This window comes from Mesorhizobium sp. M8A.F.Ca.ET.207.01.1.1, from assembly GCF_004794715.1.
In the GTDB taxonomy this organism is placed as follows: Bacteria; Pseudomonadota; Alphaproteobacteria; order Rhizobiales; family Rhizobiaceae; genus Mesorhizobium.
Genome location: NZ_SRUS01000016.1, coordinates 66,827 through 85,047 on the forward strand (window position 1 = coordinate 66,827; position 18,221 = coordinate 85,047).

11 protein-coding genes and 5 pseudogenes are annotated in these 18,221 nt (G+C 59.0%); 11 read left to right on the top strand and 5 right to left on the bottom strand.

The window, feature by feature from the left end:
* The first annotated feature begins 162 nt into the window (after nucleotides 1-162).
* The gene (locus EN850_RS31355; RefSeq protein ID WP_024505385.1) at nucleotides 163-633 is read left to right on the top strand and encodes a MucR family transcriptional regulator; all 471 of its coding nucleotides are present in this window, start codon (nucleotides 163-165) and stop codon (nucleotides 631-633) included.
* Between the two features lie 228 nt (nucleotides 634-861).
* Here the strand turns inward: EN850_RS31355 and EN850_RS31360 are convergent, their stop codons facing one another.
* On the bottom strand, nucleotides 862-1,074 hold the full coding sequence (locus tag EN850_RS31360) for a cold-shock protein (RefSeq protein WP_008874821.1): 213 nt from the start codon (nucleotides 1,072-1,074) through the stop codon (nucleotides 862-864).
* A gap of 524 nt (nucleotides 1,075-1,598) precedes the next feature.
* Here EN850_RS31360 and EN850_RS37435 point away from each other — a divergent pair.
* A pseudogene (locus EN850_RS37435) lies at nucleotides 1,599-1,815 on the top strand (transposase); the annotation flags it as partial.
* A gap of 794 nt (nucleotides 1,816-2,609) precedes the next feature.
* Here EN850_RS37435 and EN850_RS31365 read toward each other — a convergent pair.
* Entirely contained in the window at nucleotides 2,610-3,731 is a 1,122-nt protein-coding gene (locus EN850_RS31365; protein WP_127310090.1) for a DUF418 domain-containing protein, read from the bottom strand.
* Nucleotides 3,732-4,485: 754 nt separating this feature from the next.
* Here EN850_RS31365 and EN850_RS31370 point away from each other — a divergent pair.
* The 7 genes and pseudogenes from EN850_RS31370 to EN850_RS31400 all read left to right on the top strand — a co-directional run bounded on the left by EN850_RS31370 (nucleotide 4,486) and on the right by EN850_RS31400 (nucleotide 14,639).
* Nucleotides 4,486-4,944 (top strand): response regulator transcription factor, encoded by a 459-nt coding sequence (locus EN850_RS31370; RefSeq protein WP_224570033.1) that lies wholly within the window; start codon nucleotides 4,486-4,488, stop codon nucleotides 4,942-4,944.
* Nucleotides 4,945-5,188: 244 nt separating this feature from the next.
* Nucleotides 5,189-5,621 (top strand): annotated as a pseudogene (locus EN850_RS31375) (helix-turn-helix domain-containing protein); the annotation flags it as partial.
* A gap of 619 nt (nucleotides 5,622-6,240) precedes the next feature.
* Nucleotides 6,241-6,900: a response regulator transcription factor gene (locus EN850_RS31380; RefSeq protein WP_024505389.1), complete on the top strand. Its 660-nt coding sequence runs from the start codon at nucleotides 6,241-6,243 to the stop codon at nucleotides 6,898-6,900.
* Nucleotides 6,897-8,225 carry a HAMP domain-containing sensor histidine kinase gene (locus EN850_RS31385; protein WP_126063917.1) on the top strand — a complete coding sequence of 443 codons (1,329 nt, stop codon included), beginning with the start codon at nucleotides 6,897-6,899 and terminating at the stop codon, nucleotides 8,223-8,225. Before EN850_RS31380 ends, EN850_RS31385 begins: the two co-directional genes overlap by 4 nt.
* Nucleotides 8,226-10,168: 1,943 nt before the next feature.
* A pseudogene (locus EN850_RS31390) lies at nucleotides 10,169-11,473 on the top strand (pitrilysin family protein); the annotation flags it as partial.
* 549 nt (nucleotides 11,474-12,022) lie between these two features.
* A pseudogene (locus EN850_RS37930) lies at nucleotides 12,023-12,748 on the top strand (pitrilysin family protein); the annotation flags it as partial.
* Nucleotides 12,749-13,163: 415 nt separating this feature from the next.
* A complete protein-coding gene (locus EN850_RS31400; RefSeq protein WP_095486045.1) occupies nucleotides 13,164-14,639 on the top strand; it encodes an NAD-dependent succinate-semialdehyde dehydrogenase in 1,476 nt (491 codons plus the stop codon).
* A gap of 784 nt (nucleotides 14,640-15,423) precedes the next feature.
* Here the strand turns inward: EN850_RS31400 and EN850_RS31405 are convergent.
* Nucleotides 15,424-15,939: a DUF2285 domain-containing protein gene (locus EN850_RS31405; RefSeq protein ID WP_224570032.1), complete on the bottom strand. Its 516-nt coding sequence runs from the start codon at nucleotides 15,937-15,939 to the stop codon at nucleotides 15,424-15,426.
* Between the two features lie 784 nt (nucleotides 15,940-16,723).
* Nucleotides 16,724-16,906, bottom strand: coding sequence for a hypothetical protein (locus tag EN850_RS37440; RefSeq protein WP_246689306.1), 183 nt, complete (start codon nucleotides 16,904-16,906; stop codon nucleotides 16,724-16,726).
* Here EN850_RS37440 and EN850_RS31410 point away from each other — a divergent pair.
* A pseudogene (locus EN850_RS31410) lies at nucleotides 16,877-17,189 on the top strand (IS256 family transposase); the annotation flags it as partial. The gene EN850_RS37440 and the pseudogene EN850_RS31410 overlap by 30 nt on opposite strands.
* Here EN850_RS31410 and EN850_RS36590 read toward each other — a convergent pair.
* Nucleotides 17,158-17,298 (bottom strand): hypothetical protein, encoded by a 141-nt coding sequence (locus tag EN850_RS36590; RefSeq protein WP_164546995.1) that lies wholly within the window; start codon nucleotides 17,296-17,298, stop codon nucleotides 17,158-17,160. The pseudogene EN850_RS31410 and the gene EN850_RS36590 overlap by 32 nt on opposite strands.
* A gap of 771 nt (nucleotides 17,299-18,069) precedes the next feature.
* On the opposite strand from EN850_RS36590, the gene EN850_RS37795 reads away from it, so the two are divergent.
* Nucleotides 18,070-18,198, top strand: coding sequence for a hypothetical protein (locus EN850_RS37795; RefSeq protein WP_135907184.1), 129 nt, complete (start codon nucleotides 18,070-18,072; stop codon nucleotides 18,196-18,198).
* Nucleotides 18,199-18,221: the final 23 nt, after the last annotated feature.

The window sequence follows — 18,221 nt, forward strand, 5'->3', positions numbered from 1 at the left end:
AATTCAATACGCTGCCTTTAGCGATGGACGATGACGGGATGCGTCGCCGAGACTTCAATGGTGGAGGAGCAGCGCACCCGTCGATCCATTTGCTTTCAGCGGCAACCGCCACTATGAAGCGACACTTCGCCCAACTGTGTTTCAAGCTGCCCGGAGAAGTTTATGACAGAAGAACCCCACAAGACCGACATCCTCATCGAGCTCACTGCCGATGTTGTATCAGCCTACGTCTCCAACAACCCCGTCCCGGCGGGGGAGCTTCCTGCCCTGATCGCCCAAGTGCACGGGGCTCTAAACGGCACGGCTGGACTCATACCGGCAGAAGAGCCTGTGCCTGTAAAAAAACCTGCTGTCCCGATCAAAAAGTCGATCGAACCGGACTACATCATTAGCCTTGAAGACGGCAAGAAATTCAAATCGCTAAAGCGCCATCTGGCGACGCACTATGGTCTGACCCCAGACGAATATCGCGCCAAATGGGGTCTGCCGTCGGATTATCCCATGGTGGCGCCGAATTACGCCGCTGCGCGCTCCGCCTTGGCCAAGACCATGGGACTCGGCCGCAAACCGAAAGAGCCGGAAGCCCCAGCCACGGCGCCGGCGAAACGGACCCGCAAGAAGGTCGCAGCCTAAATCCGTATCAACAGTCGTTCGGACGCGCAGCAGCCGTTGGCCCAATCTGCGCGGAATCAAAGGGCGGGGATGAGCCCCGCCTTTCCCGTCCAAGAGCCTCATTTCCAGAGTAATTCATGATGGCTCCAGCAATCCCTGCCGCGGCATTAACTTGCATGCTCCGGCCCGGGTTTCGAGCCGTCAATGCGTTCCGGCGATGACGAACCTTGCCAAGGCTTTCCCGGACCGTTAGCCAGCCTTGCTGAGGCTGCCTGCAGAGGACTTTCCCGTGCGGCGATCCTGTTCCACCTCGTAGTTGATCTTCTGGCCCTCATTAAGGGTCGACAGGCCCGCTCGTTCAACAGCGGAAATGTGGACAAAGACATCCTGACCGCCGTTGTCAGGCTGAATAAAACCAAAACCCTTCGTGCTGTTGAACCACTTCACCGTTCCAGTCGCCATATCCATTCCTTTGTAATAAGTCGCAACTTAGGCAGGCCATTCACGCCAGCCTGATTTGTACACGAGACTTTAGGCGCATCAAAATCGGAAAATTGCAAGGCCCACTCGATCGCCTGATCTCCAGCAGCAACTGCAACATATGCGAGGCGCGTGCCAGACGAGGCGTATGCCAGACGTTTCGTCGTGCGCTGTCGCTCGAACGTTGACAGAAACAATGACACACCTTGCAAACTCGGCACATCTTGTGGACGTGCTCGGGTCGCTTCTCGACTGCGATACCCGCTCCTGACCGGGTATCGTCGGCCAAAATGAGGGTTTTTGTCATGTGCCGCCAGACCGAAAGATCAGGCGCGCAGCGACCTGCACATTCAAACCGGAACCCGCGAACCTCGATTAGCTTCTGCCTGCTCCGAAGGGCGGTAGCCTGCTCTGAGGCGGGCCACTGTCGGGTTGAAAACCAACTGTCGGGTTCGGAACCCCAGATTGTCGGCAAGGTACGCGCCGCCCACTGGTTGGCCAAAGGGCACTGGCTCCTGATCCTGCCGCCATGCTCGCCCGATCTCAACCCGATCAAGACAGGTCTGCTCAAAACTCAAGGCGCGGCTGCGGAAGAAGGCGGCCAAAACTTTCGACGCTCTCTGCGGAACTCTCGGCGATATCTGCCAGCTGCTGGAGCCAAATCAAAAACCATTAATTGCGACAGGTGATTTTATGACATTCATTGCGAAGAGGCCAGAATGAACAGCGGAAGAGAGTAGCAGCTCTCTGGTCGCGGCGAGGTGGATCGTCGACACGATCGGCACCTGGCCCGTGCGGGGATCGCACCGCAGCCAGCACCAGAGCCAGACCTTGACCGCTTGCCTTGCTCAGGCGCCACAACAACGAGTGGCTGGAAGCAGATCCACGTGAACTCAGCGATATCGATCAGACGATGCTTACCCTCATGAAAGCCGATCCCGACGCTGTCCAGCGCCGCGAAATCCTGACCAGCATATGGCGCATCGGATGCCACCGCCTGCACACTCACCATCGACATGCCGGAACTCGGAACCAAAGGCCGCAAGCCTCGCCGGCCTCGGCAAAATGGAGCGGCCGCGCCTGGGCGGCCGGGCCAATGTTCGCCAGGCCCTCTACATGCCCGGCCCTTCGCCCTGCGCTTCAACCCCGACCTCAAGGCAAAATACCAGGCGCTAAAGGCGGCAGGCAAACCCGCAAAGGTCATCATCTTGTTGCGAAAGCTCCTCATCCTAGCAAACGCTCTCCTCAAGGCGCAGCGAAAATGGCCCCTAAAACCCTTGACCGAAACGGATACCTTAGCCTTTCAGGTGAGGCGGGCCGAGATAGACCAACCGCGGGTTTAACTTCGCGAGTTTAAGCTGATTATGCCGATGCAACTCTAGCGCCTGCGCGACCGTTTTAGCTTCCATCAACAAGGCGGCAGGGTGGGAGGAAGTACCCTCCCCTGCCGCGAACAAGCTTTGGACAAAGCCCCACCTTGTCCGTAATGTGATCGGGAGGCCGGGGCGCGGCGGTGCTCAGCGGATGTGACGCGCGAGATCTGCGACCCTACCCATCAGCACTTCCATCGGTCCTCGCTGGAAGACGCGCAGCCAAAGCACCGCAAAAGTGCTGATAACCACAACGAAGCCAAAGAGCGTGGACAGGCTCTCGTCTTTGAAAATGTTTATCTTCATAAGATAGGCTATTCCCGCAATGTGCAGCACATAGGCCGTCAAAGACATCGAGCCGACTGCGATTATTGGCCAGACCAGCTTTCGCAGACGCGGGAGCGCATCCACAGCGAGCATGCAAGCCGCCAAGATGATCATTGCGCAACCGGTGCTGCCCACGATCGAAAGCGTCGTTTCGCTATGAGGTGCGGCTATCCATGACGACTTGACTATAAATGACGACTTGGAAGGCTCAAAAGCGCCGTCAACGTCAGACCACCACAAGGAGGTTTCAGTCAAAGCGCGGGAACTCAGCGCGAGCAAGGATCCCCCATGGCCCAACACGGCCAGCGCGACCCCCGCCAGACCAAGGCGCCAATGCGCTGCTAGCGTATTAAGATTAAGGCGCGCGATGGCCATGCCAGCGATGAGGAAAGGAACCCAGGTCACCGCGGGATAGTAGCCGTTGACCATGAGGTGGAAGACCGGGTCGAGGAGGTTGGGGGCAACCGACAGAAGGGAGGAACGGACTTGCGGGAGAACTAATGCCGTAGCGGCAGCGATCAAGCCCAGCTGATATGCGCTGAGCCGATGGAGCGGCAATACCAACAAGAAGCAAATTCCGTAGTATTCTAGGATGACTTCGACCTGGGTACCGAGGCAGCCCAGGATTGAGCCAAGCGCGAGCAAAACAAGGGCACGAATTGCGACTCTGGCGATGGCCTGTCTACCGGCTATCCCCGACTTCGGCGCCTTGCGACCTGTAATCAGGAGGATTGAAAAACCGGCCAATACGGCAAACAGGGCCGACGGCCGCCCATGGGTTAGTTCCATCAGAAACCCGACTAGTCCTCCTTCGCCGGGGTCGGGACCGAGATGGGCGGCATACATCCCGAAGACAGCCAGGCCCCGAGCGAGGTCGATGCCGACCAGCCGATCTACTACCGACCCATTCCTAGCGTCGGCAACCGGTGCCTTCATTACCATGGTAGATTCCCTTGCTGGGTGTGTGGATCGCGGGAGCCGCGATAGGAGAGCCGGTCGGCTGCTGCCGTCGCCTCGTGAAAGGGTTCAAAACATCGCGCCATCTGGCGCATCGAGCCGGCGACAGAGCTGTTCAGCCATTAGCCTGGGGTAAGAACAACAGATCGGCTCACAAAGCCTGTGTCACGGACCTGAAAAGTGGTGTCGCGGAACCGTCGTTTTTTGCATGATGGCTAAGCCGAGAGATCCACTGCACCGACGAGAGACTCAGCGACGTTAGATATCCGATCAGTACGCCGCGGCTCCGCCGGTGACGATCACCCCGGGTGTCAAGGCCAGGGCGTAAACCTGCCATAATCTGTGGTAGTGCGCCCGCGACCAATCCGTTCGACAAAGCTCGGCGCATGGTCGAGCCAATCATATTCTTCCATGTGGCTGTTGCCTGAAAAACCGAAGACGCCGTTCGCTGGTCCAGCTGTTCCAGACCTCGGCCTGCGTCGGTCATTAGAACCGGCGCGCCTGTTTCCCAAATCAATTTGCTGATGCAGCCGCCGGGGGTCACATTGAGCAAAAGTGCCGAGGTCAGGACGGGTTTCATAGGGGCTCTTCGTTTGGCTTTGTTAACGACCCCTTTCTTGCAAGTTGTAGCTGACAGCAGCCTGAAAGCTCCCCAAATAATTCGCTGCCGCCGGTTCAGCCTATTGTCAGCTTCGACCAATAAGATGGGAGCCTTGCCCTCATACCGGAGCTCGGCAGCATGATGCGAATACTGCTCACTGAAGACGATAAGGACCTTGGAAGTGCTATGCACGATCATTTGGTGGCTGGTGGCCACGCGGTCGACTGGGCCAAGAACCTGTCCGAAGCGCGCGATTATGCAGCTGTGGTCGGCTACGACCTTATTTTGCTCGACGTTCACCTGCCGGACGGCAATGGGATCGACTATCTGCGGGAGCTGATCAAGGAACTTGAATCGGCACCGGTCATCATTCTGACAGCCTGCGATCGGATTTCGCATCGCATCGAGGGCTTCAACGCTGGAGCCGACGACTATTTGGTCAAGCCGTTCGATCTGGGGGAACTCTCAGCGCGTATCCATGCAGTGGCACGTCGCCATGGGCATTTTCCGGAGCCGCAATTTTCGGTTGGGACGCTTTCCATACAGGCAGCCGAGCGACGCCTCTTCCGCGACGGGCAGGAGGTCTACCTGACTTGACGCGGATGGGCGGTGCTCGACTACCGTCTGCCCCAGCCCTGCACGGTCGTTTCAAAAGGGAAGATCGTGGACGCGCTTTTCGGCAGACGGCGCTGATTCATACTCTAAAAGAAAATTCGGCTTCCAGTTGCCTTGGCCATGACTGCCCTTCCCGAGAGATGGGTGACAGTTCATTCCGGATAGATGGGTTACACTTTCGGCCCTTTGCAAGGAGAGCAAGGTGCCTTGGAAGGAGTGTAACGTCATGGAAGAGCGGCTGAAGTTCGTCGCCCGGCTGCTGGACGGCGAGAAGATGGCGGTGCTTTGCCGGGAGTTCGATATCTCGCGCAAGACCGGCTACAAGATCCTCACGCGCTACAACGACAGCGGCCTGGAGGGGCTGACGGACCGATCGCGGCGGCCCTATCGCCACGCCAATCAGCTTCCGTTTCAAATCGAGAAGCTGATTGTGCGCCTCAAGCAAGACAAGCCGACATGGGGTGCGCCGAAGATACGCGAGCGGCTGGCCCGGCTGTATCCGGATGTGCACCGGCCCGCGATCTCGACCGTGCATGCCGTGCTCGACCGCCGGCATGGTCGAGCGCCGCAAGCGCAGGCGCAACAGGGCGACGGGGACACCACTTTCAAACGGCTGTCGCCCTAACGATCTTTGGTGTGCCGACTACAAGGGCGAGTTCGGCAGAGAACACGGCCGGGACAGGGGATCACAAACACTTGACCGTTCCAGACCCTGGCAGTGGCGCATCGATTGACCGTTGGCTCTGTTCGTGGGCACCGAAAATAGGGCCTTCTTGGTCCTCGGCAGAGAATATGGCCCGGACGGGGGATAACAAACACTTGACCGTTCCAGACTCTGGCAGTGGCGCATCGATTGACCGTCGACTCTGTTCGCGAGCGCCGAAAATACGGACGACCCCTATGGTCAAAGTGCACTTCTGACCTGCTAGGCACTGTTCGATAACTGGAGGCACCCGCTACGGTGCCCTCGTATTTAAGACACCTGTCAGTTTCAAGCCTGGACATTGACGCGTGGCGCGGCTGCCATTCGTTGACCGCCACGTCGAATTGCCCGCCAACCAGTGTACAGCCGCCGGTGGTCACATTGAGCAAAAGTGCCGAGATCAGGAGGGGTTTCATAAGGCCTCTTCGTTTGGCTTTGTTAACGACCCCTTTCTTGCAATTGTAGCTGACAGCAGCCTGAAAGCCCCCAGATATTCGCTGGCGCCGGTTCAGCCTACTGTCAGCTTCGATCAATAAGGCAGGAGCCTTGCCCTCATACCGGAGCTCGGCAGCCTGATGCGAATACTGCTCATTGAAGACGACGACGACCTTAGAAGTGCTGTGCACGATCATTTGGTGGCTGGTGGCCACGCGGTCGACTGGGCCGAGGGCCTGTCCGGAGCGCGCGGTCATGCAGCTGTGGCCGGCTACGACGTTATTTTGCTCGACGTTCACCTGCCGGACGGCAATGGCATCGACTATCTGCGGGAGCTGATCAAGGGGCTTGATACAACGCCGGTCATCATTCTGACAGCCCGCGATCGGATTTCGCACCGCATCGAGGGGCTCAACGCTGGCGCCGACGACTATTTGGTCAAGCCGTTCGATCTGGGGGAACTCTCGGCACGCATCCGTGCAGTGGCACGTCGCCAAGGGCATTTTCCGGAGCCGCAATTTTCGGTTGGGACGCTTTCCATACAGGCAGCCGAGCGACGCCTCTTCCGCGACGGGCAGGAGGTCCACCTGTCTGGACGCGAATGGGCGGTGCTCGACTGCCTTCTACGCCGGCCCGGTTCGGTCGTTTCAAAGGGGAGGATCGAGCACGCGCTTTATTCATTCAATTCGGAGTTCGAGAGCAACACAGTGGAGGTTTATGTCAGCCGGCTCCGCAAGAAGATCGGCGGGGATAGAATAGCAACCGTGCGTGGCTCCGGATACAGGCTCGTGGTCACATGACGAACTCGAACAGCATGACGAGAAAGCTGATATCGTGGTTAGGCGGGGCAACGCTCCTGGTTTGGATCGCCGCCCCAACCATTGCTGCGTTCATTTTTTGCAATAATGTAAACGAAAGTTCGGATGACTTGCTCCAGGCGAGCGCAGAGTACAGAGAACCAGAGCTGATCAAGGTCTTGAATGGAAAACACGTTGATCAATACAATAACCACTTGCCAACTTATAAAAAGTACTGGACCTATCGTGAGCAGGTTATTAATAAGTACGGGGTAGTGCTTATTTCCGAACCGGAAGAGGGTCAGCAGCCCTTCCCTGATGCTCCCCTGAGTAACGGCTTTTGGGGAAACGCTGATTACCGCGTCTACACAGAGGAGATCCAAGACGGCGTGTATCATCAGTTGGCCGAACCGCTTGATGGCCGCCGTACCACAATCGCGAAGGGCGCACTTTTTGTCTTCCTTCCGACACTCGTGCTCCTGCCCTTTAGCTTAGCTGTTTGGTGGATCGTGATCCGGCGCTCGCTGCGGCCAATCGAGGTACTGCGACAGCAGATCGGATCGCGCGACGGCGGCAATCTGTCACCAATGGACTTGGGCGATTTCCCGGCAGAGTTGGCTCCAATCGCGGCATCCGTCAATCGGCTTCTCGATCGTCTGCGGGCGGCTCTCGAGGCCGAACGCGAGTTCGCCGCAAACAGTGCGCATGAACTGCGCACGCCGATCGCAGGTTCAATCGCTCAGATGCAGAGATTAGTGGCCGAGCTTCCCAATGGGTCGGCCAAAATGCGTGCGCGCGGCATCGAGCAAGCGCTGTCGAGCCTTGGCCGCCTTGTCGAAAAAGTGCTTCAGCTCGCTCAAGCCGAATCGGGGGTTGGCATGGCGGATCACGCGATCGATCTTGTCCGATCGGTTCGGCTGGAAATCGACGACCTGAGGAAAAAGCCGCAATATGCCGGACGCCTGCATCTTAACGTCGACGGCTGCACCACTTTGATGCGCAAAGTGGATGTCGATGCGTTTGGGATCCTCCTTCGTAACCTGATCGAGAATGCGCTGATACATGGACTGCCCACTGTTCCGACAACAGTTTCCGTCCAAACTGATGGAACCATCGCTATTGCAAACGCCGGACCGGTGGTGCCCCTCCCCGACCTCGAAGGGCTTACAAAGCGATTTAGTCGTGGTGCTACTCCTGCTGCGGGCTCAGGCCTTGGTCTACATATCGCTAACATGGTTATCCAGCGGATCGGTGGCAGTCTAGAGCTTGCGTCGCCCGCCCGCGGTCGCAATGATGGTTTCGAGGCGATCATACGAATTCCTCAATGACACCGGTGAATTCGACGACAGTTGGACACAGGGCGGATTGCTGGCAAGGCTGCTGACAGGGCGAACTGTACGGCAGTATGTATACGGCGTAGAAATCGTACTTCACACAACGCATTTCGGCCGCGGCAATCAATGCCGCTATCATCGTCTGAGCAGTTCGATCGAAGCGACACGACATGATCGGCAAAATCGAAGGCTCCGCCTCACCGCTCGCTCGATTTCGCCCGGGGAGAAAAAAGGCCATCCGAGAAAGTGCAAGCCGCCGCGCAAAGGCGACGTGTCCAATTGTCTGGGTGCCCCTGTGCGCCGGCCCGATCGGGTTGGCGCAGGTCCAGTAAGGACCCGGACCAACCATTCCATTTAGACGACCGGCAGGTTTTAATCGGCGTCCGGATCGCCGTCCCAAAATGCCCCAAGTATACGGCTAGAAAGGCTGCCAACGATCGAGCTTTGGTCGGAGGCGTGCTTGTCAGCGTCTTGGGTGCTTGACCGGCCTTTGCAATGGCCATCGCCATCGCAAGTATCGTGCGTGGCCAGTGAGACCGCAATTTCATCAGCCTGGAGCCGACCGTATCGGTGCTTTTTTCTGATTTAGGGATTTTCGTTTTCCTCTTGGATCATCACGGGTTTGGAGAGGATCTGGTGTTAAGTGCCATTTCGGAGCGCCGGCGAACCGCCCGAAATTAATGTGGTCGAGTCATGAAGCCTCCCGAATGCGTTAAACGAGACCCTTTATGGCGGCCCTGGCTGACAACAGTCTGAAAGCTGCAAGCGGCATGCGAAAATGGGGCGATCCTGAATGACGACAGATGCTATCAACATGAAAGAGGCTCGCCCTGAAAGCTGAGCACGCTTTATGCTCAGGCTGCTGACAAGGCCAAAGCAGCGTAAGTGCGTAGTGAAATCCAAGGTCCACATGGGTCGTCGCGCGTCCCGTGCGCCTGGGAAGGCGCCGGCCCGGCCAAGCTTTCCCAGCTCGTCCGCATGATGCTTCGCTGAGCGTCAATGGACGTTGGCGCGAGACCAAGGCGTCGTGCGTTGCAATCCGGACGGTCCAGGGTACTTCACGGCCTCGGCCCGCTTGGCTGGCCACAGTTGAAGCTCCAACGTACCGGCTGGCACCGGGAAATTGGGCTCTGCGCTGCCTCAACGCTGATGGCACGGTCAATGCTTGCCTACCGATGGGGCCGCCCATGCCGTGATGCTGTCGGTCGACGTTCGCAAACCAGAACCTCGCGAGACCAAGCGAAGGGGCTCGCCGGTACGACGAGGGACCTTACCTCTTTATGCGCGGCATCATTATCGAGGATGACATGTTGCCTTACACGTCGTCCCTCGCGCTCGGGTCTTTGTGGGGCGGATGAAGTCCTGATCGCGGTGGCACTGCTGCATGTTTGCGTAAGACCCATCCAGTCACGATCGCGCTGTCCTTCGATGTCGCGGTGCTGATAGGGGGGCAGATCGGTGTGCGCGGCGCCCGCCAAAGGATCGTCGTCACGCCGGAGGAGGCGAGCGTCATAGCCGGCGCGCCGGCGAAAGGCGCTTTCTGTCGGATGCCCGACAATGTCGGATATCGCAAGTATCAAGGTTGGATCAAACCTTGCGAATCGGGGCTTTCTTACTTGGCACGGGGCATGCTCAGGTATCCGCAAACACCCAATGGATAACGAGCAGACTTCCCATGGCCTCACCATGCCGAAAGTTTCCCGGACGCATCCAAAGATGAGGCTCGCGTCAGGCCCAGCAACACGCTGACCGCTCATGTGGCTCGGCGTCGCGTGCCGATCCACTTTCTCCCAATAGGCGTTCGGGAGACATAGATCCTTCAAAATGAGGAACAGATCACTTTGCCAGGAACGCAGCCCATAACCCCACTCTCCCTACCAGAACTACCAAGCAAGCCCCGCACTCATGGGCTTCGCAGGACGTCCGTTGCGTCCGAGTTGGTCGGCGCGGGGCCGGCTCCGATCCCCGTCGCATGGGAGGACGGCAAGGCGAGGGATTTCGTGCTCGACAACGGCATGGAGGTGGTCGTCATTCCCAACCACCGGGCGCCGATCGTCACCCACATGGTGTGGTACAAGATCGGCAGCGCCGACGAGCCGCCGGGCAAATCCGGCATTGCCCATTTTTTCGAGCATCTGATGTTCAAGGCGACGACCAACCATGCGGCCGGCGAATTCGACCGCGCAGTGTTCGAGATCGGCGGCTCGCAAAATGCCTTCACCTCCTCCGACTACACCGCCTTCTATCAGACAGTGGCGCCGTCGGCGCTCGAGCTGATGATGAGCTTCGAGGCCGACCGAATGCGAAACCTCATCCTGACCGACGATGTCGTCAAGACCGAGCGCGACGTGGTCATCGAGGAGCGCCGCTCAAGCACCGACACTAACCCGCAGGACGTGCTCCATGAGGAGATCGACGCGACGCTGTGGCAGAACCAGCCCTATCGCATCCCGATCATCGGCTGGATGCAGGAGATCGAGCAGCTGAACCGCGTCGACGCCACCGCCTTCTATGAAAAGTACTATTGGCCCAACAACTCCGTGCTGATCGTGGCCGGCGATGTCGAGCCGGAGACGGTGAAGGTGCTGACCGAGAAGACCTATGGCAAGGTGGCGCGCGGACCTGACCTGCCGCCGCGCATCCGGCCGGTTGAGCCCGAGCAGAACACCAGGCGCACCGTCACGCTCTCAGACGCCCGCGTCAGCGTGCCGAGTTTTTCGACGCAGTGGGTGGTGCCGTCCTACCATACCGCCAAGCCGGGCGAGGCCGAAGCGCTCGACCTGCTGGCCGAAATTCTCGGCGGCGGTAACCGCGGCCGGCTCCACCAGGCGCTCGCTGTCCAGCAAGGTATCGCTTCCAGCGCCCGCGTCTATTTCCAGGGCACTATGCTCGACGACACCAAGTTCGCCATCTATGGCGCACCGCGCGGCGATGCCAAGCTGGCTGATCTCGAAGCGGCGGCCGCTGCCGAAGTTGCCCGCATTGCCGAGGATGGTGTCAGCAACGAGGAACTAGGCAAGGCCAAGGACCACTATTTGCGCAATATGATCTTTGCGGAAGACAACCTGGACTGGCTCGCCAGCATCTACGGCTCGACGCTGGCCACCGGCGGTACCGTGAAGGATGTCGAGGAACGGCCGAATCGCATCCGCAAGGTTACCCCCGAGCAAATCAAAGCAGTTGCCGCCCGCTATCTCGCGTTCGACCGTTCGACCACGGGCTATCTCTTGCCCAAGACGGAGAATCAAGAGATGACGCTCGGCGCTCGGCCCCATGCTGCGATGAACATCCAGGAGGTGAAGTCCGAAAAGGGCATCATCGCCTGGCTGGTGGAGGACCACACAGTGGAAATCGTCAACATCGGCTTTGCCTTCAAGGGCGGCACCAAGCAGGACCCGGTCGGGAAGGAGGGGATGGCCAAACTGATGGCCGGCCTGTTCATCGAAGGCGCTGGCCATTACGACAGCGATGCCTTCCAGGTGAAGCTCGACCATGCCGGCGCCGAAATGAGTTTGGACGCGCAAAGCGACGACATCTACGGATCGGTGTGCATGCTTTCCAAAAAGCAGGACGCGGCGTTCGGCCTGCTTCGGCTCGCGCTGAACGCGCCGCGCTTCGACCAGGGGCCGATCGATCGCGTCCGCGCCGAGATTGTCTCCCGCATCGTCGGCAGCGAGCGAGACCCTAACGCCATCGCTCAGCGCAAATGGCTGCGCGCGATCTATGGCGCGCATCCTTGTTCAAGGCTGGGAGAAGGCACAAAAGAGAGCCTGCCCGGCATCACGCCGTCCGACCTCCGCGCCTTCCACCAGGCCATTTTCGCTCGCGACGGGCTCCATATTGCCGTGGTGGGTGACATTGACGCGAACACGTTGAGGGAAAGGCTTGACCAGCTGTTTGGTGATTTGCCTGAGCAACAAACCCTCGTCCCCGTCTACGATGTCGCGCCGAAACTCGGTCAACTGGTGGAGGAGAACTACGACCTGCCGCAGACTTCGCTGACGTTGGCCTGGCCTGGCGTGAAGCCTAGCGCGCCGGATTTCTACGCGGCCGTGCTGCTGAACGACATCCTTGGCGGCTCATACTTGACTTCCCGCCTTTACGAGGAGGTACGTCAAAAACGCGGCCTTGCCTATCACGTCAGCTCTGAACTAACCCTTGACTCGCTTCTGGTTACGACAGAGACACGCTCGGACTGCGCTGCCCAAACACTGAGCATCGTGCGAGATGTGGTAAAGCAGATGGCGCAGCAAGGACCGACCGGGGCCGAGCTCAAGGCGGCGAAGAAGCACCTGATCGGCGCCTATGCCATCGACCAACTGGGCTCGACCCGCTCGATTGCAGACCGGCTCCTGGATTTGCAGATTCACAAGGCCGACGTCGACTACAACCAGCGTCGCGCCCGCAGCATCGGTCGGGTGACGCTCAAACAGGTCAAGGCGGCGGCCAAAAAGCTGCTTTCGGCCGAGCCCGCCATTTTGGTGGTCGGCCCGCCGCTGGGCGGCAAGGATGAGTAAAGAAACTCATCTCACCTTCCTTCTTCATCGGGGCTTCTCGTGGGAAGCGCGAATGTGGAGGCCCGTGGGCCAAGCAGATCATGCAGACGCGCGGAGTCGTTTTCGCCGACCTTGCGCGGCATTGGCCGTCCGGCGGCCTCTCGCCGAAATGGCGCTCCTCAGCATGTATGCCGCCTTTTTGCAGAATTCAGTCGCATGCCACCAGCAGGCATGGTGGATGAAGCAAACATCCGACTGCTTAATCCATCAATTGATGAACCGCGGGCACTCAAACTAACGAAACTGCTGTCTTTTCATCGGGCTAGCGTGGTCTACCAGCTGCTTTGCCGAGGCCCTACGACGAACCCACTGGTGCAGAATACACACTGACGGCCTGTCGACCTGGATGTTCGCTGCGTTGAGGAGGAATCCGGTATTGCCCCTGTGCCTGCCGATGATCCGCCGTCTGAAATCCCCGCACCTGTTTGGAGCCATCGACCGCCTGCCGGCACTCGGCAGACCAGTTGGCAATAAGACGTTCGAGGTCGTCAATCCGTCGACCGGCGAAGTTTTGGCAGAGCTTCCCGATATGGGCGTGGAGGAGACACGTGCTGCGGTAGACAAGGCCTATGTTGCGCAGTCGGGATGGGCCGCGTTGACGGCCCGAGAACGTAGCGACGTTCTTTGGCGATGGCATCAGCTGATCATCGACCATGCAGGCGATCTCGCCGCGATTCTGACTGCGGAAATGGGCAAGCCGCTTGCCGAAGCCATTTCAGAGGTATCGCATGCGGCGGCGTATCTGCAATGGTATGCCGAGGAGGCCAATCGCGTCTATGGGGAGACGATCTCGGCACCCTCGACAGACCGCCGAATGCTAGTGATCAAGCAGCCCATCGGCGTTGTTGGCACGATCACGCCATGGAATTTCCCGGCCTCCATGGTGGCGCGCAAAATCTCGCCGGCCTTGGCTGCGGGCTGCACAATCGTGCTCAAGCCCGCTGAACAGACGCCGCTCGTGGCTGGCGCAATGTTCGCCCTCGCCCATCAGGCCGGCTTTCCCGATGGCGTGGTCAACCTGATCTATGCGTCCGAAGGTGATCGCGTGGGCCGTGAACTCTGCACCAATTCCAAGATTCGAAAGATCAGCTTCACCGGTTCGACCGAGGTCGGACGGCTGCTGATGCGTCAGTGCTCTGACCAGATCAAGAAGGTCAGCCTTGAACTCGGCGGCAATGCACCTTTCATCATCTTCGATGATGCCGACATTGACGGTGCTGTTGACGGTGCGGTCCAGGCGAAGTTCCGCAATGCCGGCCAGACCTGCGTTTCCGCGAACCGCATTTACGTCCAATCGAGCGTTCACGATGAGTTCGTCAAGAAATTCGTGGAAAGAATCCGGCACTTGTCGGTTGGCGACGGATTCGATGCCGGAGTGGACATCGGACCGCTCATCGACAAGCATGCTCTGGCCAAGATCGAGTCTCACATCGCAGATGCCATTGCGAAAGGCGGCACAATACGATGCGGGGGCCAGCGTATCGGCAAGAATGGCACGTTTTTCGAACCCACGGTCCTCACCGAGATTTCCAGCGTCATGGCAGTCGCGCAAGAGGAGACATTCGGGCCGCTCGCGCCGATCATTCGCTTCAACGATGCGGATCAGGTCGTGCGCGAGGCCAATGACACGATCTACGGCCTCGCCGCATACTTCTATGCCTCAAACCTGAAGCGGGTCTGGCGTGTGGCAGAGGCTCTGGAATATGGCATGGTTGGCATCAACACGGGACGCATGTCCTCGGAGGCGGCACCGTTTGGCGGGATCAAACAATCCGGCATCGGGCGGGAGGGTTCCCGTCATGGCCTCGAGGACTATCTGGAAATGAAATATCTTTGCATGGGCGGGATTTGAAACCTGCTGCACTGTCTCTCCGCCCCACCGGGGGGCGGCCTGCGGTCAATGCCGCCACCTAATTGGAAGTTCCAAACGCCGTTGACCTGAAACACGGATGCCCGGCAGGAGACTGAGCTCGCTGCCGGGCCGGACATGCCTTGGGAGGGCATAAGTCAGCGCTCCTAGGGCCGATGGGCCACTCAGTTCGTGCGCCTTTTGCCGATTGCGTTGCATGTGCCGTGCCAAGCCAAAAAGCATTGATAAACCGCCGATGGATCAGCTTTTGCCCTGTTGCGCATTCTACATTGTGGGATATGCGACAATGCCCAAGCGGTTGAATCGTCGTGTTGCAGAACCCCAGACGGGTCATGACTGCTATTCTTAGGACAGTGCGCAGCAAGCCGCTACTCGCTGCACTCCAGGCACACCATTTCCATAATCAAGCGGTGGGTGCTATGTTGACCGAGCTGTCGACCAGGGAACGGTGTGAGGCCTCAGATCCCTCCATATTGTTGCACCCGCCGGTCCAACAGGACTGCAGGTCCGGCCTCAAAGGATCTTGGCTGCTATGGCGACATTGCGGTGCACGCCGCTTTCCGACCAATGATGTGCGTCCAGGTCGAGGCCGGCCCTAATGAACCACCGCCTTGGCACCCTCGCCCATCTCATTTCGGCATCGACAAGCTAGACCAGAGCGCACTTGCAAGGCGCCATGCAGTCCTGTCGGCGGGCGAACTGTTGGTGACGGGTACAGCTGCGAGCGAACGTTCATCCACCGACGCACAGCGCGGACTGTCGCTTTTCAAATTAGGAAATCTCTGTAGCCACCATTCATGAGCGCGCGGCCACGCGAGACGGCCCGACGGATGCGGTCGCGCAGATGATCGCGAGGATCCGCCCAGTCGGCATGGACGCGCCGTTGACCGATGAGAACTTCGGCGAGCTCGCGATGAGGTGCTCCGGCGAGCGAACCGTCGAGCGCACGAAGAACGAAGGACAAACGAACGCCGCGCTTTTCCGGCGCAAACAAGCGGGGGGGCAACTGTTGCCCTAGACTGAGAGCATTGAGGCACTCCAGTCCCCTCAGTCGATGCTTTAAAAGCACCGCGGGCCAGATGGCTTGCGTATGCAGGCAAACAGGGTGGAGGATATTCGCGCCCGAGACGGCGAGCTGCAGCGCGTGGTCCGCATTGCGAAGAAGAACATGCTGGCTCTTGTCGGGCGCCAGCAGGACGATTGCACGACAGGGCAATGCCGAGAGTTCGAACGGCGGTGTCGGCGACGAGGCAGGCAACCGTTCCGCAATGACCGGCAGCACATGGACGCACCAGAGCGGACACCAGAATACGACCGAAGCGCGGCCACAAGACTCCGCGAAACAGAACACCCCAGCGTGACAGGTCGCCGGCCGACGCGACCATATCGAGAAAGGATTGGAGAGACCAAGTATTGCAATGCTGGCGCGCAGCGGTCAGATCGCGCTGGAACGCTGGATTGCGGCGTAAGAACTCCCAAGCCCACTCCCGCAGCGTCAGGCCAGCGGTGTAGTCGTATGATCTTTCATCCCGCCAATCGGCCTGATCCGCGCCAGTCAGGAGATTCATGACTGACATCCCCTGCCCGCGCCTGCGTGCGTCGAAACATTATGCCACTTCGCAAAGCATCGGCGAAGGCAGCAGACGTCGAAGACCCCGTTTCGTTGAAGCGTCAGCCATCGCCACTGTCGGCGACAGAAGATGTGCCCAAATTGCCACCAGACCGTCGAACTGGCACAGCGACGGCCAGCGCGACCTGGAATTGATCCCGTAACGGTCATCGGCTCCTGCGTCGCGATCCAGACGTCCCTTGAAGGCGCAGTAGCGCGGCAGTGGATCGCACGCTGCTTGTCGGCAAGTTGTCGTAGCGGCGGCGCCATAGGCACGGTCATCGGAGGGTCTCCTGCGGCAAGTTTTCGCCATTGGAGGCCAATCTCCCCGCTAGGGCAGCCTGTGCAGTTGCACAGGTGAAGCGGATCAATCAGGGGGAGCCATGGCGGAAACTGGATGATGGCGGCTTGAGGAGAGCGGCGTATCGAGGCGGGTGATGAAGCCTGCCAGTACCTCTCAAGGAGAGTGATACGCCATGAACGAGACTATCAACACATTGTTCGCCTTCGTCAGCCCGACGAAATCGATGATACCCTGACGGATGTACTTCGCAGCGGCGCGCGCAAATTGCTTGCGCATGCGATCGAGATGGAGGCCGAGGCGTATGCCAAGGCGGTCGACTGCCTGACGAAAGATCAAATTTGCGTCGCTGGCGCTCTACGATTTCCCCGCCCAACACTGGGATCATCTGCGAACGTCCAATCCCATCGAAAGCGTCTTTGCAACCGTTCGCTATCGCACGGTGCGTACCAAGGGCTCGCTATCCTCGAAAACCGCCCAGCTGATGGTCTTCAAGCTGTTGGCCGCGGCCAGGAAGTGGCGACGATTGAAAGGACAAAATCAGTTGCCGAAACTCATCGCAGGTGCCAGGTTCCTGGACGGAATCCAGGTCATCGAAACGAAGCCGCAGAGCGCCGCTTGATCAGCCTCGTCACCCAAATTCCAGCATAGCTCCATCGGAACTGCCAGCCTTCCTTGCCGATCAGGCGCATATCAGCGCTGACGATACCGAGGACGGCGATGGCGGTCACCTCCAGGCCGCCGAGTAACGACCCTCAAAACACCGCACTGGTCGAGGCCAGCCTGAACCGGTATCTTGTGCCTGCCCTCGGGAGTCGCTCTATCCACCATGTGATCGACACCGACATTGCTAACATCACCAAGAAGATCGTCGCCGGGGGTCACCCGCAAGCGGCTAACACGGCCTTCTGGTGTATGCGGGCATTTTTCAACTGGTGTCGCAAACCGCCGCAACGGCTCATCCGCGGTTTCCCCGCGAGGGATTGGAAAATCCGGATCCGGCCCCGATCGTCAAGCGCAAGCGAGTGGTGAACGATGCCGAACTGGCGGCTATATGAACGGGCTGTGAGCCCGAACCGGGCGATATCGGCTATTCGTTCGGCTCCATCGTCAAGCTGCTCATTCTGACCGGACAGAGGCGTACGGAAGTTGCCGCGATGCGTTGGTCCTCAACCTTGAAGCCGGAACATGGAACTATCGGGTGACCGCACGAAGAACGAAGAGCCTACGCTTATTCCGCTGTCCACACTGGCGGTGTCGGTCCCCCAGACGGTACCGAAGACCAATGACACGTTTTTTTCCCTGCGAGGGGCAACGAAAGAAGCCACTTCTCAGGCTACGCGAAGGGCAAGAAGGCTCTAGACGGCAAGGTCAATACTGACGGGGTGGCTTTGGAGAACTGGACCCTTCACGATCTGCGCAGGACGCTCGCGACAAATCTCGGCAGGCGGCAGGTATTGCCACACGTCATCGAGCACATACTGAATCACAAGGCGGCGTCCTTGACAGACATTGGCGAAATCTACAATCTCTATAGCAACGTCAAGGAGAAGCGCGAGGTGTTGCAGATGTGGTCAAATCACATCGAATGGCTGATCAAGCAGGCTGCGGATGACGCTCTGGCGGCGTAGCTGCTGGCATGGGCGGAAGATGC